Here is a 23106-nt window from a genome sequence, read left to right as displayed (position 1 = left end):
TCCCTAGAGTCGTGAAGAAAAAGCCAAGCCGATATCCTAGAAAAAACAATGCCGCTCACCTTAAGTGAACGGCATTAACGCCTATGGCGTCCCTTTTTTATTAGTAATGTCACTTCGAAAACAGATGCAGTGTTAACACATCCCAGTTCGCATAATAAAAACCGACTGCAGCTAACGTTATTGCCATCATCAATAAGATCGCAACGCGCCAAATAAAACGACCACTACGCGGAGTCAGTTCCTTTTCGCAGTCGTTACACATCATGATGAACTTATGTTGATCATCCAGCTTAGCGTCATGTTCATTGACGACCTTGTTACGACAGGTGGCGATATAACGCAGCTTGCTGACCATATCGTGCGGTAGCCTTTCTTCACAGCTTGTCACAAGCTCATGCAATCCTTCGCCTTCAGCGTGGTATTGAAGCCTCAATAATTTCTCTATATTGCGAGTTCGTGTCACCACTTTTTCAATATCGGTCATCTTGACCCTCCCACTCCACACTATAACTCTAGTCGAGCATTTACTAATTTTTATACAGAATCATTGTAATTTACGTGAGGAAGAGACAGTAAATAACAATACGTTATCCCAGCCTATTCAGAAAATGTGACATCCGCCGAAAAATAATCAGCTGTACTTACAGCAGTTCACGAATAGCGGTTTTAAACACATATCCGCATTGCTCGAAAGATTAGAATACACATCAATACTATATGGAGGTTCTATGCCCAACTCACTCTTTCTTGCCATCTTTGCACTCGCAGGCCTAGCGGCTTGGGGATTTCTTGTTTTTTATCGAAAACACATGCAAGGCGAGAACGCACCAGAAAAGAAAGTGAACGTCACGGTATTGGATAAACAATCCATCGACCTGCCTGACGTAGAGCCAGGGCAAGAAGATCAAGAGTATTGGATTTATGTTCAACGTGGCATGGTCGGCCCCAAACGAGAATTTCAAGTCGGTATCCACTACTTTCACGCGCTGAACCCAGGTGATAAAGGAGCCCTAACCTACCAAGGTGATAAGTTCTTACACTTTGAGTTGAAGCGCTAAACATCAGCCGCTTCTCACCCCCGCATCAACCATCAGCCATCAGCCATCAGCCATCAGCCATCAGCCAACCATGCATAAATAATCGGTAACCTGCCGCCTTAGTGTCAATGCCTAAGGCAATAGCCAGCGGGTTTTCTCTGACTTGGAAACCAACCAACTCATCCATAGCGCGCCTGAGCCACTAATGACGATCCACAGCGGAATGACCCAAGCCGGGTGCCCTTGATACCAACCGAACTCTTTCATTGGCCACAAAAAAATCGGATGCAGCAGGTAAATGCCTGATTAATATTCAATCATTCTACTATAGCAATAAAAAAGCTGACCGGAATACATACCAAGTCAGCTTATTGTTAAAGGAGAGGCTTATCGCCCTTTGAGTTCATGTAGGTTGAGCTTATGCGGCTGAGGGCTGCGGCACTTTCGGTAAACGCAGAGAGATCACTGTCGTTATCGCTAAGAATGCGAAGGAGACCCACAGACACGCAGACAAACCTGCCATTTGGAATACCAAACCCGACAATATCGTACCAATCAAACGGCCCATCGCGTTTGCCATGTAGTAGAAACCCACATCAAGCGACACGCCATCGCCTTTCGCATAACTCACAATCAGGTAGGAGTGCAGCGATGAGTTGACGGCAAAGATGGCACCAAACACCATCAAACCACCGACGATAACTAACTCTGGTTGCCAGCCAATTTGTACCGCATAAGCAATAGCAGCCGTCACGATGGCCAATGCGCCCGCCCACAGCAGCGCAGCGTGGCCATCAGGTACCTTACCTTGCGCTTTGCCGGTGATCTTAGGTGCAATGCCCTGCACAAAGCCATAAGCGATAGTCCAAGCTGCTAAAAAGCCACCTACCCATGAGTGATCCCAGCCAAACACGCTGCCTAAGTAGATAGGTAGGGCTATCACAAACCACACGTCACGAGCGCCAAACAGGAACATACGTGCTGCAGACAGAATATTAATGGATTCAGACTTAGAGAAGATCTGCTTAAACTTAGGTTTGGTTTTCGCTTTACCCATGTCCGCCTCTAAACTCACCACACTGCCAATGAACACTAATGTCAGCACAGCAGCCATTGCCAGCACAGCATATTGGAAGCCAATCGTTGAGAGCAGCAAACCACCGATAAAGAAGCCCGCACCTTTTAGCGCATTCTTCGATCCAGTCAGAATCGCAATCCACTTATAAAGTGCACCTTGCTGTTCATCGGGCACCAAGGTTTTAATCGAGCTCTTGGCACTCATCTTATTGAGGTCTTTAGCGATCCCCGACAAGGCCTGCGCTGCCATCACCCAAGGAATGCTCAACATGGCCGATGGCACTGCCAGCATGCCCAAGGCGACGACCTGCATCCCTAAGCCAATATTCATGGTCTTATTGAGGCCAAGACGCGCCCCTAACCAACCACCGACAAGGTTAGTCACCACGCCAAAGAATTCGTAGAAAAGGAACAGTGAGGCGATCTCTAACGAACTGTAGCCCAGATCGTAGAAATACAGAACCACCAGCATGCGCAGTGCACCATCGGTAATGGTGAAGTTCCAGTAGTTGAATGTCACCAACATATATTGGCGAACGCTCTTACTTAGATTTGAAAACATAAACACTATCTCTGCAATCTAAACAAAAAGAGCTTTTGGATCATGACAAGCTCAACACTTCAGATACCAAAAGCTCTTTATACAACCACAATGGCAGACTAGCGGTTCGCTACGCCATTAATGTACTCAACCTGAATCGGTTTAGTGAATGCGCCAGGGCGAAGCGCTTGAACTTCTTCAACCACCTTACTCAGTTCCCAGCTTTTCTCTAACAATAGGTGCGCGGCTAATAAGCCCGTACGACCAGAACCACCCATGCAGTGCATTGCAACCTTACCACCATTATCAACCACTTGGTGCAACGCTGGGCTAGCTGCTTGCCATTTTTCAGCAAAGTCATCACCCGGTGCACAGTCGTCTTCGATCTCGATCTGGAACCATTGCATGCCTAACGCCTGCGCTTTCTCGCCCAGTGCAGACACGTTCTTGCTCGCCAGTTCTGCACTGTCTAAAGCCGTGACAATCGCTTCCACACCTTGCGCTTTCAGTTGCGCTAGAGATGCATCTAAATCAGCGTCTTTGGTACCTGGGCACGGAGTAAGCACTAACGCACCAGTTTCAAGATCCAGCTGCCATGTTGGGTGTACTTGAGAATTTGTCATCTTTATCAATCTCTTTAAGTTATTTATATGTCGACCGATACTCAAAATAATTGGAGTTGCAGCGAGGTCACCATTACTCGACGAAATAGTGGCCGTTCAACTCTAGCAGCAAAGGTAGGCGATGCGACTAGGGGGAAATTACAATGCTGCGGCTTCAAGTATCAAGGGTATGGGTTATGCTAGACCAACCGTACGAACAAGCTCAGCAGTGCGCGTTGCGTAGCCCATCTCGTTGTCGTACCAAGCGTAGATCTTAACCATGCGTTTACCGACTAACATCGTTGATAGCGCATCCACGATAGTTGAACGTTGGTCGCCTTTGTAATCGATAGAAACCAATGGACGCTCTTCGAAGCCAAGAATGCCTTTCAGTTCATTCTCAGACGCTTCTTTCAGCATAGCGTTAACTTCTTCTGCCGTGGTGTCTTGCTTCACTTCGAAGATGATGTCTGTCAGAGATGCGTTCGCCAGTGGGACACGAACCGCGTGACCGTTGATGCGGTTTTCAAGCTCAGGGAAGATCTCAACAATCGCTTTGGCGCTACCCGTAGTGGTTGGGATAAGGCTCATGCCGCATGCGCGCGCACGACGTAAGTCTTTATGGGGCGCATCAAGAATCGTTTGTGTGTTAGTTAGGTCGTGAATGGTCGTGAAAGACGCATTCTCGATACCTAGCTTTTCGTTGATCACTTTAACCACTGGTGCGATACAGTTGGTAGTACAAGACGCTGCCGTTACGATTTTGTGTAGCGCTGGGTCGAAGATGCTGTCGTTCACACCAACCACAATATTAGCAATGCCATCTTCTTTGACAGGTGCCGATACCACAACGCGCTTCACGCCTTGAGCAAGGTATTTGTTTAGGAACGATGACTTACGGTGAACACCGGTCGCTTCGATAACCACATCACAGCCCGACCAATCGATCGCATCGATATCGCGCTCCTGTGTGGTTTTAATGCGTTGACCATTGATGATCATCTCGTCCCCTTCAACAGCCACTTCGTGATTCCAGCGGCCTTGAACTGAATCAAACTCCAGAAGGTGAGCCAGTGTTGCTGTATCACCAGCCACGTCGTTAATTTGAACAAACTCTAGCTCAGCCCAATCGAATGCTGCGCGTAGTGCTAGACGACCGATACGGCCAAAACCATTGATACCTACTTTGACTGTCATTTTCTGTTCTCTCAGTTAATTGCCTTCATATTTGAAGCCGCAGCGTTGTTGACTAGGTTCAGTGACCCGAATCACATAGAACCGCTATGCTCATAGAGATAAGTTCACTTGTCGCCTAGCTGCAACTCCAACTATTCCGGCATTAAGTTTTAATGTATTTAAACGCAACATACTGGGCGTGAGTTCATCGACTCTAAACGCTCAATATCTTGCTGATATTCCATTTTCAAACAGTTGGATGCGATAAGATCATCAATTAATTTTCGCATCCAACCCGGTAAATCTTGTGACAGGCGGTAAAACACCCACTGCCCTTGACGGGCATCAGTCAAGATGCCATTTGAGCGCAACTGCGCTAGGTGACGTGACACCTTTGGCTGACTTTCTTGCAGTGCCTGAGTTAACTCACCAACAGATAAGCACTCATGGCGTACTATCAACATTAAGCAACGCACTCGCGTTTCATCTGACAGCAATTTAAAAAATTGGTGAGGAAGCATAGTTACATACTCATATGTGGATATGCATATATCCTAGCTACAAAAAAACGCACGTCAAGGCGTGCGCTTTAATTGTCATAAAAGTTTAACCAAGAAGCTTCATAACTGGTTAGTTATAGTGTGACTCCAACGTTGGGCTATCGTGAGTTCGGCTCTGACTTGTTCAGCATTCAGTCCAAGGTCAATACAGAGTGCTTCCATTTAGGCGTAGAGGTAAAGTCGTCAAGATCAATCATGTCGCCTGCATGGTAGAGCTATCGCACCACTTTTGAATGCCTAGCCATGTATGAGTATCCATTTGCATTTCGTTACTAGTTCTTTAATCTAGCAACATTAGTAGAAATAAAGCTCTCACACGCATCAGTTCAGGTAATTTCCCATGGAAAACCACAGCGGCGCCCAAATGTCATACACGCAAGAACCTCAATTCGAGCAAGCGATTAAACACGCTATCCCCACACTTTGGCAGCAACGACAAGATGGCTATATAACCTCATCCACGAACAGGAAGCTGTACTGGTGTAGCCTGACTTCATCGACACATAGCAAAGCGATAGTCATCTCCAATGGTCGTATCGAGTGCTGCCAAAAATACCAAGAGCTCTTTTATGATCTCTACCGCCAAGGCTACGACGTCTATTCATTTGATCATCAAGGTCAGGGGCAATCAGAGCGGCTAGTAGCAAACTCTGACATGGGTCATATCCATGAGTTTGATGATTACACCTCTGACATGGCTGATGTCATTGCTGGCTTTAATTTAGCTAAGTATGACAATCGCTACCTATTGGCTCACTCGATGGGCAGCACGATAGCCACACGCTACCTGCAAACCCATCCTGATCACCCGTTTGATAAGGTCACGCTGTGCGCACCCATGTTTGGTATCAATACCGAGTGGTACTTAAAGCCGGTCGCAATGATGGTTGCTCAGATTCTCACCGCTTACTATGCCAAGCCAACGTACGCGCCAGGGCAACAAGCGTATTACTCAAAACCCTTCAAGAACAACATATTAAGTCACAGTAAGGCGCGCTATCAGTGGTTCCGTCGCCTTTACCAAGACTCTCCCGCCTTGCAAGTCGGTGGGCCAAGTACTCGCTGGGTATGGCAAGGACTGATGGCGGCCAAGCAGGCGGTCCAACAGACGCGTCAAATCACCATCCCGCTACTGTTAATTCAGGCCGGGGCAGAGAAGGTCGTCTGTAATGTAGCTCAAGTGAAATTCATCAATAAGTTGAAGAAAACCAACGCCGAATGCCAATTAAAAGCCGTTGAAGGCGCAAGTCATGAGCTGTTGTTTGAAAAAGATGAGTACCGAAATCAGGCTCTGGATGCAATCAATCAATTCTTTGAGTAGCGGTACGTTAACGGTATCCATTGAGCAGGCCGCACGTAAATTGTGTGAATCGGTGGTAGGCACAAATCCAATGGTGGCCAAAGCCATCGATTTGCGGGCCATCTTTGGTACCTTAGCCGCCTTTGCGAGCTATCTCTAACCGTAACCTTATTGAGTACCGGTATCTCGAGTTGACGGGGATTAAGAATGGATTGCTTCTGCAAGGGAGCGTTATTTCACTGTTTGTGTTGTTTTCCACCAATACGCAATTTCTACTAAATAACTTTACTGGCTCACTGGGTGTGATGCTCTCTGCCAGTAAAGAGAATAATAACGAAAGAGGAAGAGAAGTCAGTGAGCTTTACCCTCTTTTCGTGGGGGAATTTGGCATACAATTTCAGAATGGAGATACGACAGTTAAAACGATGCTAGCATTCGCTAGTGTCGACATTGGTTAAGCATTTTGTAATGAGGGTTAAATGACTATTCCTGCACTTAAAGATTCTGTGAAAATCGTAGCCTCTGATTTGGATGGCACACTGCTCGCACCGAATCATCAACTCAGCGACTTTACTAAGCTCACACTCAAAAAATTACATGATCAAGGTTATACCTTTATCTTCGCCACTGGCCGCCACCATATTGATGTGGCAGGCATTCGCAAGATCGCGGGCATACCTGCATATATGATCACTTCGAACGGCGCTCGGGTTCACGACCAAAATGATCAATTGATGTATAGCCAAAACGTGCCTCAAGATTTAGTTCAGCCGGTGATCGATGTGGTTCGTCAAGACCCAGAGATCTTCATTCATATGTACCAAAATGATGATTGGCTACTCGATCGTGAAGATGAAATGTTGGCTCAATTCCACAGAGAGTCAGGCTTTAGCTACCAGCGCTTTGCCGCTGACAACGCGCCAAGTGAGGGCATTGCAAAAGTCTTCTTCACCCACCCAGAACATGATCATGAATACCTGGTGACTTTTGAACAAAAGCTAAAAGAGACCTTTGAGGATAAGCTGAATATCGCCTTTTCAACGCCTTGGTGCCTAGAGGTGATGGCGGCGGAGGTCTCTAAAGGCCATGCCTTAGACGCGGTAGCGAAATCACTGAACCTGACTCTTGATAACTGCATTGCCTTTGGCGATGGTATGAATGATGCTGAGATGCTGGCTATGGCGGGTAAAGGGCTGATCATGGGCACGTCACACGAGAAAGTGATGCAAGCTCTGCCAGACAATGAAGTGATTGGCAGCAACGCAGATGATGCCGTTGCTCACTACTTAGAAAAACACCTACTCTAAGCAGTCCCAATAAAACATAAAGGCAGCCAATGGCTGCTTTTTTGAACCTTACGCTAAAAGATTTCTCTAAGGTTAGCGAGAACCGAGCACTTCTTTGCTTAAAATGGCCTGCCACTCCTGCTCGGTCACTGGCATGATGGACAAGCGATTACCCCGCTTCACCAGTGGCATCTCTGATAATTCCGGCATCGCCTTGAGTGTTGCTAAAGGGATCACACGTTCCGTCACTCGCACAAATTCGACATCAACCATGACCCAACGCGGATTGCCTGGCGAAGACTTGGCATCATAGTAGTCACTCTCTGGATCGAACTGAAAATGATCGGGATAGGCTTCTCTGGTTACTTTCGCAATCCCCGCTACGCCGACTTTTTTGCACGATGAATGGTATATCATCACCTCATCCCCAAGCTTGACGTCATCACGCATAATGTTACGAGCCTGATAATTCCGTACCCCCTCCCAGCAAGAGGTTTTTTGTACTCTCAGAGTGTGAATAGAGAAGGTGTCGGGTTCTGTTTTAAATAACCAATATGCCATAATAAATCCTACTAACGGTTGCTCCGAGGAAGATATAACATGAAGGTAATGAAAAACCCAGTGACGTGGCTCGTCGCAGTCGCTTTACAAGGTTGTGTCGCGACAACACAGACACTGCCACAAACTGAACACCCCCCCGCCACCTTGGATGAACCATTGAGCATTCACCCACAAACCTTCATCATGCGAGGTCAGGTTGTGGTCGGTCATGAAAGCCGAACTTTCACCCCTTGCGGCAGCCAGCAACAATACTGGTTAGATTTATCTCCAGAACTCGCGCTCGAAGCACAGGGGCTGGCTACCAGGCCCTACCAAATTTTATATGGTGAGCTGATAGGTCACCTCACCGTACCAAGCCAAACAGGATACAATGCCGACTTCACAGCACGCTTCGTCGTTGACCAAGTGAATATGATTACCGCAGAGAATCCCGAACGCTGCGACCAACCGTTGCACTCAACACGCGCCTTTGGTAATGAGCCCTTCTGGTCGGCCACCTTCGAGAAAAATCAGATCCAATACACGGCTATGGGCAGCGACGCACAATGGCTGAATATTGACGCTCGCCGTATCACCCCTAACGCACGCGACTACCAACTCTCAGCGAAAACGACACAAGGCACTCTTCAGCTTAACAAAGAGAATTGCAGTGATGGCATGAGTAACGCCATCTATGGTTGGGAGTCAAAGCTCAACCTCAACAACAACCGCTACACAGGTTGTGCTGCAGTAGCGAATCAAGACCCAACCCTGAACTGGCACGGGCTCTACCTCGCCAACTCAACACAGAACTCCGGGTTTTCGGTTAGCCTTGCACTCAACCATGACCACAGTGCCATCACCACTTACTCGTACAGCGATGACACCCCTTCCATTGTTGAGCAAGGCTTCTGGCAGCAGTTAAATGCCAATCAAGTACAAGTGGTCATGACTCGCCACCAACAGCAATACTTGGTCTCTGAGCGAATTTTCACACTCGATAACGGCAAACTGATCGCCGAAAAGGAGAAGGTGGGCAACGTTATCTACCCGATTGCGAATGGTGGACTTGTGTTATTCAAGGCCAATCAAGAGCAGGCACAACGGAACTCTGCCGCTCCGGCGGATCACACCGCCCAGCAGACAAGCCAAGGGGATCAACTTGATCAAAACGCCGACCGAATGATCCATGAGGGTGTTAAGATCAACACACCGTCATCATGAGTAATCAACAAGTTTGCCGTGGTTGCGGCTTCACTCACCAGTGTATTTGCCATTTGATCCCAAGCGCTCAAAGCCAAACCGAATTGGTACTGCTCACGCATGAGAATGAACTGTCGCGAGACACCAATACAGGGAAACTGCTTCAGCAATCTCTTCATCAGTGTCAGCCCATGGTATGGCACAGGAAAACCCCACCAGCAGAACTAATAGCACTGCTTGAAGATGAAACGCGGCAACCGTTTCTTTTATTCCCCAGCGCTCAAAGCATCGAGTGCCAGCAAGCGGTGATGACCATAGCAAAACATCGTCAACCGCTGTTCATCATCTTGGATGGAACATGGCAAGAAGCGAAGAAGATGCTCAACAAGAGCTCGTGGTTACAATCCGTTCCACAAGTACACCTCAACATCAGCAGCGAGTCCTCATACACCTTGCGCCGCAATCAAGACAGTGGTCACTTGTGTACCTGTGAAGTGGGGATTGCGTTACTTGAAACATTAGGGGAAAGCGAAGATGCACAGCAGATCAATGACTACTTTCAACACTATCTAAAAGTCTTCCACGCCGACAAGTGCGGCCACACTCTCAAATAGACCAAGTAGGAATACAGGCAGACAATAAACAGAGACTAAAGACAAAAAGGGTGAGCCACCAGTTCACCCTTTCATTTTGAATGGTCATCTATTGAAGATAATTATTTTATTGGAGAGCTGCGTTTATTAAAGAAAATAGGCGGTAGGTAAGATGGTGTTTTACGTGAAGCGAACACAATATCTCGATCAGAAGAAATGCGTAGGCTCACCAAAGTAATAACCCTGCAAATAATCGACGCCCATATCTTCGGCGGTACGACACACCGGCTTATTATGGACACATTCTGCCACCATTTTGGCGTTGAGTACTTGGTACAGGCGAACCAATTTCGCTTTACATTACACCTCAGTATTTGCAAGAAATGTATATGTTTGCATACCAACCCTGGTCAAAATGGAGTGAAGAGCTCAACTGTCCCGATAACTGACGTGACTGGTCAGTGACCAAGCTAACCGTTCACTTTGATCAATGCGACACAATACGCCCTGAGGGGCGTTCAAACTAGCCGCATAAGATCGCTAAGCTGCTCAATTTCAACATCTGGTAGCACACTCGCCTTCGGGCTGAGGTGTAAATTGGAACCCATGTCATTAAACCAGCATGCTTGAAAACCGTTTTTCTTGGCTCCGTAGACATCGGTTGTCAGGTGATCACCCACATGAAGAATGTTATTCGCATCAAAACCTAGGTATTGCTGCGCTTTATCAAACATATCTGGGTAGGGTTTGGCTCTGCCATCAGGACCGGCTTTTAGGATTAATTGGAAGTACTGACTCAAGCCAATTTTATGCGGGTCTACATTGCCGTTGGTAATAGCCACCAAAGGAATGCGTTGGCTAAGCTCTGCCATCACTCGATGCGTTTCTCGAGGAACGTCGACTTGGTTGCGCAGCCATAAGGCATGTTCGATACCTTCACGAGCCGCCCGTTCAGCTTGCTGCTGTGAATAACCCAACTTTAGCAACCCAACCTTTATCTGGATTTCACGCCACACGGTGACATCGTGCTTTAGCATTGGATTCTCAGATGCGACTTGTTGCTTGATACCTTGCCACTCTTCGAGTGATAAAGAGGCCGACACCGGGTGTTTTTTATAGAGCCACTGCGCCATCTCTCTTTCAACCTTCACAATCACTGGCCAGTTGTCGTACAAGGTATCATCCAAGTCAAAGGTCATCGCCTTGATGGGCTTCAACCCTCGGTAAATTCGCATAGTAAGCCCTTAAGTTTAATCTTTGTTCTTCTTACGTGCGCGAGGGTGAGCCTGATCATAAGCCTGCGCTAAATGTTGGAAATCCAAGTGAGTATAAATTTGGGTGGTCGAGATATTTTCATGCCCGAGCAACTCTTGGACTGCGCGCAGGTTTTGGCTTGATTCAAGCACGTGCGTAGCAAAGGAGTGACGCAGCTTATGCGGGCTAATGTGGCTCGCAACGGATTGCTTCTTACCCCACTCTTCCATGCGCTTTTGCACACTGCGATGCGAGATACGCGTACCTAACTTGGAAACAAACAGGGCATTTTCACCGGGCGAAGCCAACTCACCACGAACTTTAAGCCATTTATCAACCCACTCTTTGGCTAAACCAGAAAACGGTGCTTTACGCTCTTTGTCGCCCTTACCTATCACTCGGATCTCACCTTGCCGACTCAACACATCTTTAAGGTTAATTCCGACTAATTCGGCGAGACGCAGTCCTGCACCATACATCACTTCCATCATCGCTCGATCGCGAATCGACAGTGGATCGTCCTCATTAACATCAAGCAATTGACCAACTTCATCGACATCGAGGTTCTTAGGCAAAGGACGCTGCTTACGAGGTGCTGATACCCCTTTAGCAGGATTCGCCGTCATTTCACCACGCAATACCAGGAAATCAAAAAAGCTGCGCAATGAGGATAAACGGGTTGCGATGCTGCTCGTCTTCATTCCCTCACGCATGCCTTTGCTGGCAAGCTGCCTGACCCACGCCGCATCCACTTGCCTCCAATCCTTTAGCCCAAGCGTGACTAAATGCGCGGCCATGGTTTCCAGTTGCTGCTTGTAATTGCGTTGAGTGTGGAGGCTAAGCCCCTTCTCGCTTCTGAGATATTCATAGAAGCGAGAAAGTGGCTTTTGAAGGCTGTTAGGAAGAGGTATTTTGGGCTCTAGGCTCATGGTTTATCTGCCAAGGTAAGGTGTCCGCCAGATGAGACACAACAAGTGCCAAATGGCGTAAAAAGAGCGTATCCATATGGGGTTGGAAATGTCCGCCATCTTCACTAGAAAAGGCGAGTAACCCAAGCGGAGACTGTTTAGCAAGCGGGAGTACGACATAAGAGCCGAGCTCTGGGACTTGATAATCACCAAACAAATCGTGTCTGTCGGCCTTTCTCAAGCGCCCGAGATAGGCATCTTTGCCATTAAAATGGTTGAGTGAAAACGTCGAATAACCCTCTTCGCTCAACTGATAAAAACCCGACTGAGAGAGAATACGCAGATGAGCCTTCAGCCCTAAATCGAGCGCTTTTTGCTCAACTGCTTTAATCACCTGCACAAAGTCACTGCATTTCAGCACTTGCGCTTGCAGATCCATAAACTCATAGAAGGTTTTATCGTTGTTGGCCGCCAGCGACATCAAACCAGTGATCTCTTCTTCTAGCTCTTCGATTCGGTGGCGTTGGCGTTTAAGCTGAACCTCAACCAAAGAAACCGCGCCCTGCTCGACGTTATTGATAGCAAGGTGATCCACCAAATCCTTTCTGCCTTGGAAAAAATCTGGGTTATCACGTAAATATTCCGCGACCACTTCAGCGGTAAGTGCGTCGGCTGCAACGTAAGACAAAACCTATCCTTTATTTTTATGAATCTATTTGTTTTGGGTCGTTATTAGCAAGAAAGTTGACCATCAAACACATGCGTTGCAGGCCCTGTCATAAACAGCGGCTTACCCGGCCCTTGCCAGCTAATGTGCAAGTCACCGCCTGGTAGACGAACTTTCACGTTCTCATCCAGCAGCCCTTGAGTGATGCCAACCGCAACCGCGCCACACGCACCGCTACCACATGCCTGAGTTTCACCCGCGCCGCGCTCATAAACACGTAAGCGAACTTCTTCACGGTTAATCACCTGCATAAAGCCAGCATTAACACGCTCAGGAAAACGTTCGTGAGATTCAAGCAGCGGACCTAAGGTATCCACATCAGCCGTGTCCACGTCATCAACCACAGTCACTACGTGTGGGTTCCCCATGCTGACCGCACCACAGAACAAGGTATGCTCATCGGTTCTGAGAATATACGTTTTCTCAGGTTGCTTGGCCTTGAATGGGATCTTGCTCGGTTCGAACTCAGGAACACCCATGTTGACCGTGATCAGATCATTTTCTTCAATCTTAAGCACCATTTTGCCTTTCTTGGTGCTGACATTGATGCTGTATTTATTGGTTAAACCTTTCATGCGAACGAATCGTGCAAAACAACGCGCGCCATTACCACACTGCTCCACTTCACTGCCATCCGCATTGAATATACGGTAATGGAAATCAGTTTCGGGATCATAGGGCGCTTCAACCACCAGTAGCTGATCAAAGCCCACACCAGTGTGACGATCCGCCAAACGACGAATCAAATCTGGAGAAAAGAAAATATTTTGAGTAATGCAGTCCACGACCATGAAATCATTGCCCAAACCATGCATTTTAGAAAAGTGGAAGTGCATAACGCTTAAAATTACTCCGGAAGAATGTTTTCAAGTTCCCACAGACTCGTAAGCTCTTCACGCTGACGAACCAAGTGAGTTTTATTGCCATCAACTATCACTTCAGCCGCACGCGAACGAGTATTGTAGTTAGATGACATCGCAAAGCCGTAAGCGCCCGCAGAACGAACCGCCAGTAAATCGCCCTCTTCAAGTACAAGATCACGATCTTTACCTAGGAAATCACCGGTTTCACAAATTGGCCCAACCAAATCATAGGTTACTGCTTCGCCATGACGTGGTCGTACTGGCACAATATCTTGCCAAGCTTGATACAATGCTGGACGCATCAGATCGTTCATTGCCGCATCAATGATGGCAAAATTCTTATGCTCCGTTGGTTTTAGGAACTCAACTTTCGTCAATAGTAGACCCGCGTTGGCAGCAATCGCTCTACCAGGTTCGAAAATCAACTCTAGATCAGAGTGATTATCTAGACGAGCCAACAAGGCTTTCGCGTAATCTGAAGGCTGTGGTGGCAATTCATCACGATAAACCACGCCCAAACCACCACCCACATCAAGATGCTTGATTTGAATACCATCAGCACGCAATTGATCGATCAGCGCCAGTAGGCGATCGGTAGCATCAATGAAAGGTTCAATATCCGTTAATTGAGAGCCGATGTGGCAATCAATACCGTGGATAGATAAATTATCGAGCGTTTTTGCAAACGCATAAACCGCAGGCGCACGATCGAAGGCAATGCCAAATTTGTTATCCCGCAAGCCTGTTGAGATGTAAGGGTGGGTATTGGCATCAACATCAGGGTTAATACGCAGTGAAATCGGCGCTTTAACACCAAGCTCACCCGCCACTTTATTGAGACGTTCAAGCTCTGGCTCAGACTCTACATTGAAACACTTAATGTTCAATTCAAGTGCGCGTTTCATTTCTGCGGCCGTTTTACCAACACCAGAGAACACCACTTTCGCCGGATCGCCACCAGCCGCTACTACACGCTCTAGTTCACCGCCTGAAACGATATCGAAACCTGAGCCCAAACGAGCCAAAGCATTCAACACGCCAAGGTTCGAGTTCGCTTTAACGGCATAACACACCAAATGCGGGTGCTCACCCACTGACGAATCAAACGCATTCCAGTGACGCTCTAATGTTGCACGAGAATAGACATACAGCGGTGTGCCATATTGCTCTGCCAATTGTGAAAGTGCGACGTCCTCAGCCCAAAGCTGGCCATCTTCCTGATAATTGAAGTAATCCAAAATTCTTATCCCTTATAAATAACGATTGCAGCGTGTTTTTACTTATTCCGATTGTTCAGCTTGCTGCACAGAATCAGGATCGTACAGCGGGCCAGTTTGACCACAGCCAGAAAGTCCCATAACGGACACCATAAACAGAGCGGTAATTAATTTTTTCATTTTGCATATCGTGATTATTAACTCAATGCCCCCTATAATCGCACCACACTCAGGAAAAGCAATAGGATAGAAAGGATGAACGATACTGAATTTCATCAGTTAGTCGATATACAGATGCAAAACATCGAAGAAGCTATCGATGAGTCAGAGGCAGATGTCGATTACGAAGTGACTGGCAATGTGATGACACTGGAGTTTGAAGATCGTAGCCAAATCATCATAAACCGCCAAGAACCAATGCATGAGATTTGGTTAGCCTCTAAATCTGGTGGTTTTCACTTCAAGCTAGTCGACGAAAAGTGGACATGTTCAAAAACGGGCATGGAGCTGTTTGAGATGGTGAAAGAAGAATGCGTTAAGCACGCAGGTGAAGAGATCGATTGGGTCTAATCATTTGTAAGCAAAAACGAAAAAGGAGTGATTGATTCACTCCTTTTTAATTTTACCTGCTGAGGTCAACCTAAAGATTAACGATCTTCGAACTCCGAGAAGACAAGGTCGCATCATTACGGTAAGGCACAACATAAGAGTTGCCTTCCTCAGGGTGAACAATTTGGTAGTACTGAGGCAAGTTAAAATTAATCAACTTAGCGGACACCTTCGACTCATCTTTGACCGAGGTGTAGAAAGAGTTGACGCTTGCGATCATCTCATCTTTTTCGCCACTGAACTGGTGGTACACCTCAACCTGATTCGATTCATCTAATACGTAGATATTGAAGCCCTTATCCGTGTCTTCAAAGAAGAATTGGATCAAGCCCTCACTGGCAAAGCTATCCACCACATCCGGTAGCTGATACTCCTGCTCTTTATCGAGCATCAATAACGGTGAGCCCTTCAACTTGTTACTCGAGATACTACGATAGAAATCAACCGAGTTTTCGAGCATCTGAACAGACACACCACGACGCTCAAAGAACAAACCAAACATCTTGTTCGCAATGCGGATAGCTTTAAAGCGACGACGCTTTTCTGGTTCAATAGGCTTAAGGCGTAGCTCAATGCACTCCGCGAGCAGCTGATACACCATATTGCGTATCACTCCGCGCAGGTTTTTACTGTAGCAGAATACATCGACCGACTCTGGCGGTAGCGCATCTTGGTGCATTTTACCGAGCACTGTTTTCAATGCATCGAGCATCGCAGTATCACCTTGGAAGTGAAGTGTACGTACTTCATGCCAAGAATTCCGGTAAACCAGATCGACACTGCCAACTAAACTCTTACCTTCTTCCCCAAAACTGAAGATATCGGTATTTTTGAGATCAAATTTCAGTGAACGACCACTCAATTCAGAAGTCGGATCATTTTCAAAGTTAATAAACATCGCTAGCTGGCTGATCTCACACGGACTCGCGAGCGCTTGCATACTCGGGCGACGCTTACGTAAAGAAAAGGTATTACGTAGGTCGCTCACCATTTGATAGAACTTATCGATATCAATGTGAGCATCACGCACCACAGAGTGCAAACGTGTTGACTCGGTGATCAAACCATTGAAGAAAGACCAAGCGACCAGCTTACTCAAGTATTCATGGTGCTCTAGGGAAGGCTGGCCCAGAATGCGATGCGCAATTAGAGGCTGCTTATACAGATACCAACCCGCTTTGTTTGATTGCGCATTGCGAACCTCAATAAAACTCAGATCCGGCTCATGCAGATCCGGTGAAATTTGCGGATTCAAAAGCGTCACTTTACCCGGCAACACTTCAAAAGCAGCATAAAGCTTACGAGCCAAGATACTAATATCTTGCGGGCTGATGGCTGAGGTGATGTCATTGCGACGGGCAAATTGAATCAGGTTACGATAACTGAGCATCAAAGCATCAAGCAGTGCATGATGCACCACTTTAACCTGTTCAACCTTCCAGTTACGGCGGTTATCCAGCTCAGCAATGACTTCCGCTCCCCAATTCCAAGATTTTGTCATCTCAGTTAAGGCTTCACGACGCCAAGCAACCGAACCTATCTCAGCTTCACGCGACAATTTCTCGTGGGTTTTGAGGTAGAAACAGCGTCTCACCAGATCCAATCGAGTATGATCATCAATTCGCTTTAGATAGCGGGTGACCTTTTCCAGCATCAGATAATAACTATCCATACCATACAGATCCGGTTCATTCGCAAAGAAGCGGCGTTTGGTATCAATACTCAGCAGCTGGGTATTGGGGTATTCCCATGAATAGGCCTCTAACAGGATTGCCTTCAATACCGATTTGTATGGTGAGTCGATACTCTTATACAGCTGCCACAGGTTTGACCCAAAGTATTCTTCGGCAGGGATACGGTTCAACTTACCAAAATCGATCCACTGCGAGCAATCAAGATAGCCATCCTGAGATAAGCCTTGCACATACTCGTCGTAACACTCTTCCATTTCTGGCGGAATGATTTGCCACAATAGGCGCTGCCCCGCAAGACGCACTGCAGAACGATAAAACTCATCAAGCAACAATAAGTGCTGTGAAGAGCCACAGTTGTCACCCGTCATCTCTTCAGAGTGGTTTGAGCGAAAACGCTCTTCATCCATCAAGAAGAAATTCGCTTCAACGCCTAGAGTTTCGGCCCAATCGGTAATCAGCAGACATTTGCTGGTCAAGCTATCGCGCGCGGGGCCATCCATATCCGGTGGTACACACACCCAAATATCAAGATCACTTGACGTGCTTTGACCAATAGAAGAGGTACTGCCCATGGTATACAGGCCAAGGATCGCAGGTTCAGCAGCCTCAGTGAGGTTACTGCCAAGCGCTAGCTCAGTCTCAGACACAAACTGCTTTTGGGATTCATTAAGCGTGAAGCTACGAATTCCAAAAGGAACTTGTTGGTCGCAATAGCCCGGTATCATAGGGTGATTGAAGTGAAGCAGTGCAGGAATAAGGTTAAAAACTCGCTGGCCTTGCACATTCATCAACGCCAACGCACGATCAATGCGCTGTTGGTTTAGATTGTCTAATCGTTGAATCAAAGTTTGAGTGTAAGCCTGCAAGGTAAGTCCTTGGTTTGAGATTAAATATACTTCTGTTCAGTTACTGAACGAAAGCAGCAACAAAACGTGATCAATCTAACACTTTTAGCGTTAATGGTAAAGCAAAGGAAGCCGCCATGGTGGCCACACCCTTAAGAGCAAAACGTTAAATTCACGGCGGTGTAGTGTCCTCTTTATTGGCTACTTCTAATAATAGCCCATGTTTCAAATGAGAGGCCAATCACACTATTTTGGTCAACTCGTGAAAATCTCTCAGCGAGAGATGCATGTGAATGATCAAACAGTAAGAATTTTCATCTCACAGTGGTAGGATTAAGTCATTACAGAACCTATATCGGAAACACCATGACAAATTCAGCACCAATCCGTATTGCGACCAGAAAAAGCCCTCTTGCCCTCTGGCAAGCCTACTTTGTTAGGGATGCACTTCAAGCGGCTCATCCGGGATTAGAGGTTGAGTTGGTAACTATGGTGACCAAAGGTGACATTATCCTCGACACACCACTGGCTAAAGTGGGTGGTAAAGGGCTGTTCGTTAAAGAACTCGAAGTGGCCATGCTCGAAGGCCGTGCCGACCTTGCGGTTCACTCGATGAAAGATGTGCCTGTCGACTTCCCTGAAGGTCTCGGTCTCGTGACCATCTGTGAACGTGAAGACCCACGCGATGCGTTCGTCTCTAATACATACAACAACATTGATGAGCTGCCACAGGGTGCGGTCGTGGGCACATGCAGCCTACGCCGTCAGTGTCAGTTACTGGAATCCCGACCAGATCTCATCATCAAAGAGCTACGCGGCAACGTGGGAACTCGTCTAGGTAAACTCGATGATGGTCAATACGACGCGATCGTATTGGCGGCAGCGGGCCTTAAACGTCTGAATTTGGAAGAACGTATCCGTAGCTTTATTGAGCCAGAACAGTCTCTCCCTGCTGTCGGCCAAGGCGCTGTTGGCATTGAGTGTCGTCTAGATGATGAACGCCTAATCAAGCTTCTTGAACCACTGAATCACAAAGACACTGCTGATCGCGTGTTATGTGAGCGAGCAATGAACCTAACCTTAGAAGGTGGTTGTCAGGTGCCCATCGGCAGCTACTCACTATTAGATGGTGACAACATCTGGTTACGCGCACTGGTTGGGGAGCCGGACGGCTCTAAGATGGTCCGTGGCGAAATATCTGGCCCTCGCAAAGAGGCAGAAGCACTGGGTGTGACTCTGGCCAATCAATTGCTAGATGACGGTGCAAGAGACATCTTAACCAAGCTCTACGCTGACCAAGAATAATCATGACAGTGTTGGTAACACGTCCCGGTTCACAGGGGCAATCGCTTTGCCAACAACTCGCGGATGAAGGCATTCAAGCAATCCATCATCCGCTGATTCGTATCGTTGATAATCCATACTCTGGGCATTTAGCTGCCCAACTCAATAGCAGCGATATCGTCATTGCGGTCAGTCACCATGCCGTGACCGCAGCCCAAAACATCCTTTCGAAAACTTCATCCATTTGGCCCACTTCGCCGCTTTATCTTGGCGTTGGTCAAAAAACTGCGCACGTTTTAAGCAAAGCCTGTAAACAAAAAGTAAACTATCCTCAAGTTGGTGATAGTGAACATCTTCTTAAGCTGACTGAACTTAATGGCGTAGAAAATAAATCCATTTTGATACTGCGTGGCAATGGTGGGCGTGAGCTCATTAGAGATTCTTTACTTCTGCAAGGCGCACAAGTTTCTTATTGCGAAACCTACCGTAGAGAATATATTCCGATTAGTGACCACGGTACCTATCAAAAATGGATCAACAATAAAACGTCCAAAGTCGTCATCACGAGTCAGGAACAATTAGAGTATCTGTGCTCTATCACCCCTGGTGAGTACATGAGTTGGCTTTCAACAAGGCAGCTATTTGTCCCAAGCCAACGCATCGCAGAACGCGCTCAACAGCTCGGCTTCTCGCATGTGATCAATACTCAAAGTGCTGCGAACCAAATATTATTGGCTGCTCTCCGGCCTTAGCTAGAAACAGGAAATAAGCATGACAAGTAAAAAAAATAATGAGCATATTGAACCTGAAAAAAAACAAGACGCTCAGCCGGTGGTTGTTGAAAAAGACACAGTAGAGTCAACCCAGGCAGAACAAAATCTTGATGCCTCCACAAACAATACCGCCCCAAACGAGCCGCCTCCAGCTGAACATAAAGAGCAAATCGAAAACGCAGAGAAACAAGGCAAGCGCGGCGTAAAATTAGGCGCAATTGCGATCGCTATTTCAATTATCTTCAGTGGTGGAATCGCATTTCAAATGCAACAAAAGAGTGCTGAGTACTCGGCTCAAATCGTAGCTCTTCAAGCACAACTGCAAAACACCCAATCTGCAGTCAATAACGACCTACAAACCATCAAGCAAGAGACTATCCCACAAGCATCACATGCAGTGGAGAAAATCCAGGTCGTACAAGCTCAACAACAGAAGAGCATCCAAAGCCTGCAGTTAGCGGTCGCTGACGTGAAAGGTCGCCGTCCGAATGACTGGTTACTTGCTGAAGCCGATTACCTTGTGAAGCTGGCTGGCCGTAAACTGTTCCTTGAGCACGATAGCGTCAGCGCGACCCAATTAATGGAAAGCGCCGATCAACGTATCGCCGCATTAAATGACCCAAGCTTAGTGTCTCTTCGTCAATCGATGACCAATGACATCACCAAACTTCGCGCCATCCCTATCATCGATCGAGATGGCTTAGTTTTACGCCTTACCAGCCTGCAACAACAAGTCGATACGCTGCCACTTGCCAATGCGATTCTTCCAGACGCTGCTGTTATTGAGGAAAAAGCGGTCTCACAAGACATTAATGATTGGCAGACCAACCTGATGACGTCGATGAAAGACTTCTCTGAAAATTTCATCACCTTCCGCAGCCGTGATGGCGAAGTGATACCGCTACTATCACCTGAACAACATTTCTATCTACGTGAAAACATCAAAGGTAAATTAGAAACCGCGATTCGCGCGGTCTACAAAGAGCAAGGCGATGTTTATAACGCGGCGCTACAAACGGCAAATGAGTGGTCGAAAGCGTACCTAAATCAAGATGACAACTCTGTAATCGAGTTTGAAAAAGCAGTTAAGCAGCTAAGTGATCAGAACATCTCGGTGAAATACCCAGTTAAACTTGAGTCGCAGCATGAACTGTCAGATGTTATTCGTGAGCGCTTACGCCGTGATGTGACTATTTTGAACTCGGAGGAAGAATAATGATTCGTTGGATTTTTCTTTTTCTTGTTTTAGGCGCAGGGCTATTTGTTGGCACCCAGTTCTCAGGTCAACAAGGCTACGTACTGATCTCGATCGCGGACAAAACCATCGAGATGAGTGTAACCACCTTAGTTATCTTTGTCATTGCTCTATTGGCTGCGTTATTCGGCCTCGAATATCTGTTTAAAAAACTGATTTATGCTAGCTCAACAACTTGGAACTGGTTCAGCGTCCGCAAACTGAAACGCTCTCGCCGTTACACCAATGAGGGCATCATCAAGCTGCTCGAAGGGGATTGGAAAGGCGCGGAGAAGAAGGTGACTCGTTGGGCTAACCATCACGACATGCCCCTGCTTTGCTACCTTATTGCTTCACAAGCCGCTCACGAACAAGGTAATGCAGCTGAGCGTGATAAATACATCGAACTTGCAAGCCAACAAGAGAACTCACTGCTTGCCGTTGAACTCACGAAAGCAAAGCAACAGATCAGTGAGTCAAACTATGAAGCAGCCTTCGATACGCTTTCAACCCTAAAAGGCACATACCCAAATAACACCGCCTTGCTTGATTTACTGAAATCCACTTATATTCAGCTCAAGCTATGGCAGCCGTTGCTAGAATTAACACCTAAATTATCTAAGAACAAGCTAGTGACAGCTGATGAGCAACGTGAACTAGAGCAGAAAGCACAATGTGGTTTACTGCACGACGTCGCGCAGCAACAAGGCAGTGAAGGGCTGATTAGTCACTGGAACAAGCTGCCAAGGAAACAGAAACAAAGCTCTCACCTTGTATCATGCTTTGTGAAGCAACTGATTGCTCGTAAAGCTGACTCTGAAGCCTTCACTGTAATTAAAGAGAACATCGCTAAGAGTAGCTCGAATGAGCTCTATATGTTGCTTCCAGAGCTGAATCTTGCCGATCACCACCCAGTCATTGTGATGCTAGAGAATGCGATTAGCAAAGACAGTAATAATGCCGAAGCACACAGTGCATTAGCGCAATTTTACCTAAGAGAACAAAAGTGGGCTGACGCACAAAGCCACTTTGAGAAAGCCCTTTCGCTCCGATCGAATGTGTCTGATTATGGTTACCTGTCTGATGCTCTTGATAAACAGAATCTAACCAAAGCAGCTCACGAAGTTTCTCGCAAGGCTCTCGCTCTAGTACGGTAGTCAGTTTATCTAGACAATTAAAACTATGCCGATGCCTAGCATCGGCTTTTTTGTATCCGCGTCTTATACTTTCGATAGTCCCCACTGATACCAATCATCTGGAATTGACCCTATCGAACAAGTTTGCAGTGGTTACTACAATTGGCATAACAAGGGCATTATCATCCACAGTCACCGAGAAAGGTCATCACGGAACAGTCATTGGGAATACTGTTGGATGGCATATCGATGATATTGCGAGCGAGTTTAATAATGTCAGTGTCATCAAACTTCCTTCCTACTCGCCTAAACGAAACCCTACAGAGCAAATGTGAAATTGGTTAAGGCTAAGCTATCTTGCCAAGCAAAATCTTACCGATTATTACGATAGTGTGTCGATGGTATGTAGTACTTGGAATGGATTTAGTGACTGCAAAGATCGCGTCACAAAAATGTGTACAAGGGATTGGATTGACCTGATCTGTTAATTTTCCGGATTGGTATAATACCAATCTAAGTAAAAATATGATCTAATTGAGGCTGTTACTTCTTCGTGAAAAAAGACGCTATCCCCCTCTGGCAGGATAGTTGTCACTGTTAAAATTTACCCAGCATGGGCGGTAATGAGTGAACCTTGTCTCGTATTC

22 protein-coding genes and 3 pseudogenes are annotated in these 23106 nt (G+C 46.8%); 10 read left to right on the top strand and 15 right to left on the bottom strand.

Annotation, left to right across the window (positions count from 1 at the left end):
* Positions 1 to 109 precede the first annotated feature (109 nt).
* Entirely contained in the window at positions 110 to 484 is a 375-nt protein-coding gene (locus Q1A70_RS13210; protein WP_299692027.1) for a DUF4145 domain-containing protein, read from the bottom strand.
* 244 nt (positions 485 to 728) lie between these two features.
* Between Q1A70_RS13210 and Q1A70_RS13205 the strand changes: the two genes are divergently transcribed.
* Positions 729 to 1058, top strand: coding sequence for a DUF2500 domain-containing protein (locus tag Q1A70_RS13205; protein ID WP_299692030.1), 330 nt, complete (start codon positions 729 to 731; stop codon positions 1056 to 1058).
* A 111-nt stretch (positions 1059 to 1169) separates the two neighbouring features.
* Here Q1A70_RS13205 and Q1A70_RS13200 read toward each other — a convergent pair.
* From Q1A70_RS13200 to Q1A70_RS13180, 5 genes and pseudogenes are all read right to left on the bottom strand, one after another.
* Positions 1170 to 1340, bottom strand: a pseudogene (locus Q1A70_RS13200) (acyltransferase); the annotation flags it as partial.
* A 115-nt stretch (positions 1341 to 1455) separates the two neighbouring features.
* Complete coding sequence (gene arsJ / locus Q1A70_RS13195) at positions 1456 to 2676, bottom strand: organoarsenical effux MFS transporter ArsJ (protein WP_299692033.1); 1221 nt, start codon at positions 2674 to 2676, stop codon at positions 1456 to 1458.
* A 98-nt stretch (positions 2677 to 2774) separates the two neighbouring features.
* Complete coding sequence (locus tag Q1A70_RS13190; protein ID WP_299692089.1) at positions 2775 to 3284, bottom strand: cyclin-dependent kinase inhibitor 3 family protein; 510 nt, start codon at positions 3282 to 3284, stop codon at positions 2775 to 2777.
* A 168-nt stretch (positions 3285 to 3452) separates the two neighbouring features.
* Positions 3453 to 4454 carry an ArsJ-associated glyceraldehyde-3-phosphate dehydrogenase gene (locus tag Q1A70_RS13185; protein WP_299692036.1) on the bottom strand — a complete coding sequence of 334 codons (1002 nt, stop codon included), beginning with the start codon at positions 4452 to 4454 and terminating at the stop codon, positions 3453 to 3455.
* A 158-nt stretch (positions 4455 to 4612) separates the two neighbouring features.
* A complete protein-coding gene (locus tag Q1A70_RS13180; protein ID WP_299692039.1) occupies positions 4613 to 4954 on the bottom strand; it encodes a metalloregulator ArsR/SmtB family transcription factor in 342 nt (113 codons plus the stop codon).
* A gap of 379 nt (positions 4955 to 5333) precedes the next feature.
* Here Q1A70_RS13180 and Q1A70_RS13175 point away from each other — a divergent pair, with 379 nt between their 5' ends.
* Together Q1A70_RS13175 and Q1A70_RS13170 are read left to right on the top strand one after the other, a co-directional pair.
* Positions 5334 to 6314, top strand: a complete 981-nt coding sequence (locus Q1A70_RS13175) for an alpha/beta fold hydrolase (protein ID WP_299692042.1) — start codon at positions 5334 to 5336, stop codon at positions 6312 to 6314.
* A 458-nt stretch (positions 6315 to 6772) separates the two neighbouring features.
* The gene (locus tag Q1A70_RS13170) at positions 6773 to 7600 is read left to right on the top strand and encodes a Cof-type HAD-IIB family hydrolase (RefSeq protein ID WP_299692044.1); all 828 of its coding nucleotides are present in this window, start codon (positions 6773 to 6775) and stop codon (positions 7598 to 7600) included.
* 72 nt (positions 7601 to 7672) lie between these two features.
* Here Q1A70_RS13170 and Q1A70_RS13165 read toward each other — a convergent pair whose 3' ends face one another.
* The gene (locus Q1A70_RS13165; RefSeq protein ID WP_299692047.1) at positions 7673 to 8140 is read right to left on the bottom strand and encodes an EVE domain-containing protein; all 468 of its coding nucleotides are present in this window, start codon (positions 8138 to 8140) and stop codon (positions 7673 to 7675) included.
* Between the two features lie 39 nt (positions 8141 to 8179).
* Between Q1A70_RS13165 and Q1A70_RS13160 the strand changes: the two are divergent.
* Positions 8180 to 9328: pseudogene (locus tag Q1A70_RS13160) on the top strand (hypothetical protein); the annotation flags it as partial.
* A gap of 11 nt (positions 9329 to 9339) precedes the next feature.
* Entirely contained in the window at positions 9340 to 9936 is a 597-nt protein-coding gene (locus Q1A70_RS13155; protein ID WP_299692050.1) for a DTW domain-containing protein, read from the top strand.
* A gap of 186 nt (positions 9937 to 10122) precedes the next feature.
* On the opposite strand, the pseudogene Q1A70_RS13150 reads toward Q1A70_RS13155, so the two are convergent.
* From Q1A70_RS13150 to Q1A70_RS13120, 7 genes and pseudogenes are all read right to left on the bottom strand, one after another.
* A pseudogene (locus Q1A70_RS13150) lies at positions 10123 to 10263 on the bottom strand (EAL domain-containing protein); the annotation flags it as partial.
* A 170-nt stretch (positions 10264 to 10433) separates the two neighbouring features.
* Positions 10434 to 11150 (bottom strand): 5-amino-6-(5-phospho-D-ribitylamino)uracil phosphatase YigB, encoded by a 717-nt coding sequence (yigB, locus tag Q1A70_RS13145; protein ID WP_299692053.1) that lies wholly within the window; start codon positions 11148 to 11150, stop codon positions 10434 to 10436.
* Between the two features lie 15 nt (positions 11151 to 11165).
* A complete protein-coding gene (gene xerC / locus Q1A70_RS13140; protein WP_299692056.1) occupies positions 11166 to 12098 on the bottom strand; it encodes a tyrosine recombinase XerC in 933 nt (310 codons plus the stop codon).
* On the bottom strand, positions 12067 to 12765 hold the full coding sequence (locus tag Q1A70_RS13135; protein ID WP_299692059.1) for a DUF484 family protein: 699 nt from the start codon (positions 12763 to 12765) through the stop codon (positions 12067 to 12069). The genes xerC and Q1A70_RS13135 overlap by 32 nt, the downstream gene beginning before the upstream one ends.
* A gap of 44 nt (positions 12766 to 12809) precedes the next feature.
* Positions 12810 to 13640 carry a diaminopimelate epimerase gene (gene dapF / locus Q1A70_RS13130; RefSeq protein WP_299692062.1) on the bottom strand — a complete coding sequence of 277 codons (831 nt, stop codon included), beginning with the start codon at positions 13638 to 13640 and terminating at the stop codon, positions 12810 to 12812.
* An 11-nt stretch (positions 13641 to 13651) separates the two neighbouring features.
* On the bottom strand, positions 13652 to 14905 hold the full coding sequence (gene lysA / locus Q1A70_RS13125; protein WP_299692065.1) for a diaminopimelate decarboxylase: 1254 nt from the start codon (positions 14903 to 14905) through the stop codon (positions 13652 to 13654).
* Positions 14906 to 14947: 42 nt separating this feature from the next.
* Positions 14948 to 15160: a lipoprotein gene (locus Q1A70_RS13120; RefSeq protein ID WP_299692068.1), complete on the bottom strand. Its 213-nt coding sequence runs from the start codon at positions 15158 to 15160 to the stop codon at positions 14948 to 14950.
* On the opposite strand from Q1A70_RS13120, the gene cyaY reads away from it, so the two are divergent.
* Entirely contained in the window at positions 15140 to 15454 is a 315-nt protein-coding gene (gene cyaY / locus Q1A70_RS13115) for an iron donor protein CyaY (RefSeq protein WP_299692071.1), read from the top strand. The two genes, Q1A70_RS13120 and cyaY, sit on opposite strands and share 21 nt — an antisense overlap.
* A 70-nt stretch (positions 15455 to 15524) precedes the next feature.
* Here the strand turns inward: cyaY and Q1A70_RS13110 are convergent, their stop codons facing one another.
* Positions 15525 to 18053: a class I adenylate cyclase gene (locus tag Q1A70_RS13110; RefSeq protein ID WP_299692074.1), complete on the bottom strand. Its 2529-nt coding sequence runs from the start codon at positions 18051 to 18053 to the stop codon at positions 15525 to 15527.
* 345 nt (positions 18054 to 18398) lie between these two features.
* On the opposite strand from Q1A70_RS13110, the gene hemC reads away from it, so the two are divergent.
* From hemC to Q1A70_RS13090, 4 genes are read left to right on the top strand one after another with little or no spacing between them, the layout of a single operon-like run.
* Complete coding sequence (hemC, locus tag Q1A70_RS13105) at positions 18399 to 19337, top strand: hydroxymethylbilane synthase (protein ID WP_299692077.1); 939 nt, start codon at positions 18399 to 18401, stop codon at positions 19335 to 19337.
* A 2-nt stretch (positions 19338 to 19339) separates the two neighbouring features.
* Positions 19340 to 20068 (top strand): uroporphyrinogen-III synthase, encoded by a 729-nt coding sequence (locus tag Q1A70_RS13100; protein WP_299692080.1) that lies wholly within the window; start codon positions 19340 to 19342, stop codon positions 20066 to 20068.
* A 19-nt stretch (positions 20069 to 20087) separates the two neighbouring features.
* Positions 20088 to 21305 carry a uroporphyrinogen-III C-methyltransferase gene (locus tag Q1A70_RS13095; RefSeq protein WP_299692083.1) on the top strand — a complete coding sequence of 406 codons (1218 nt, stop codon included), beginning with the start codon at positions 20088 to 20090 and terminating at the stop codon, positions 21303 to 21305.
* Positions 21305 to 22480, top strand: a complete 1176-nt coding sequence (locus tag Q1A70_RS13090; protein ID WP_299692086.1) for a heme biosynthesis HemY N-terminal domain-containing protein — start codon at positions 21305 to 21307, stop codon at positions 22478 to 22480. Before Q1A70_RS13095 ends, Q1A70_RS13090 begins: the two co-directional genes overlap by 1 nt.
* Positions 22481 to 23106: the final 626 nt, after the last annotated feature.

Origin of the sequence: uncultured Vibrio sp. (assembly GCF_947488985.1) — a bacterium.
Classification (GTDB): Bacteria; Pseudomonadota; Gammaproteobacteria; order Enterobacterales; family Vibrionaceae; genus Vibrio.
Note: the sequence above shows the minus strand (reverse complement) of the source record. Positions and strands in the feature narration are given on the sequence as shown.

Excerpts from the sequence above, each read along its gene's own strand:
- Q1A70_RS13095 (WP_299692083.1), top strand. The coding sequence starts at position 20,088 with ATGACAAGTAAAAAAAATAATGAGCATATTGAACCTGAAAAAAAACAA.
- Q1A70_RS13165 (WP_299692047.1), bottom strand. The coding sequence starts at position 8,140 with ATGGCATATTGGTTATTTAAAACAGAACCCGACACCTTCTCTATTCAC.
- Q1A70_RS13170 (WP_299692044.1), top strand. The coding sequence starts at position 6,773 with ATGACTATTCCTGCACTTAAAGATTCTGTGAAAATCGTAGCCTCTGAT.
- Q1A70_RS13205 (WP_299692030.1), top strand. The coding sequence starts at position 729 with ATGCCCAACTCACTCTTTCTTGCCATCTTTGCACTCGCAGGCCTAGCG.
- Q1A70_RS13090 (WP_299692086.1), top strand. The coding sequence starts at position 21,305 with ATGATTCGTTGGATTTTTCTTTTTCTTGTTTTAGGCGCAGGGCTATTT.
- xerC (WP_299692056.1), bottom strand. The coding sequence starts at position 12,098 with ATGAGCCTAGAGCCCAAAATACCTCTTCCTAACAGCCTTCAAAAGCCA.
- Q1A70_RS13100 (WP_299692080.1), top strand. The coding sequence starts at position 19,340 with ATGACAGTGTTGGTAACACGTCCCGGTTCACAGGGGCAATCGCTTTGC.
- yigB (WP_299692053.1), bottom strand. The coding sequence starts at position 11,150 with ATGCGAATTTACCGAGGGTTGAAGCCCATCAAGGCGATGACCTTTGAC.
- hemC (WP_299692077.1), top strand. The coding sequence starts at position 18,399 with ATGACAAATTCAGCACCAATCCGTATTGCGACCAGAAAAAGCCCTCTT.
- Q1A70_RS13185 (WP_299692036.1), bottom strand. The coding sequence starts at position 4,454 with ATGACAGTCAAAGTAGGTATCAATGGTTTTGGCCGTATCGGTCGTCTA.
- dapF (WP_299692062.1), bottom strand. The coding sequence starts at position 13,640 with ATGCACTTCCACTTTTCTAAAATGCATGGTTTGGGCAATGATTTCATG.
- cyaY (WP_299692071.1), top strand. The coding sequence starts at position 15,140 with ATGAACGATACTGAATTTCATCAGTTAGTCGATATACAGATGCAAAAC.
- Q1A70_RS13180 (WP_299692039.1), bottom strand. The coding sequence starts at position 4,954 with ATGCTTCCTCACCAATTTTTTAAATTGCTGTCAGATGAAACGCGAGTG.
- Q1A70_RS13155 (WP_299692050.1), top strand. The coding sequence starts at position 9,340 with ATGAGTAATCAACAAGTTTGCCGTGGTTGCGGCTTCACTCACCAGTGT.
- Q1A70_RS13175 (WP_299692042.1), top strand. The coding sequence starts at position 5,334 with ATGGAAAACCACAGCGGCGCCCAAATGTCATACACGCAAGAACCTCAA.
- Q1A70_RS13210 (WP_299692027.1), bottom strand. The coding sequence starts at position 484 with ATGACCGATATTGAAAAAGTGGTGACACGAACTCGCAATATAGAGAAA.
- Q1A70_RS13120 (WP_299692068.1), bottom strand. The coding sequence starts at position 15,160 with ATGAAATTCAGTATCGTTCATCCTTTCTATCCTATTGCTTTTCCTGAG.
- arsJ (WP_299692033.1), bottom strand. The coding sequence starts at position 2,676 with ATGTTTTCAAATCTAAGTAAGAGCGTTCGCCAATATATGTTGGTGACA.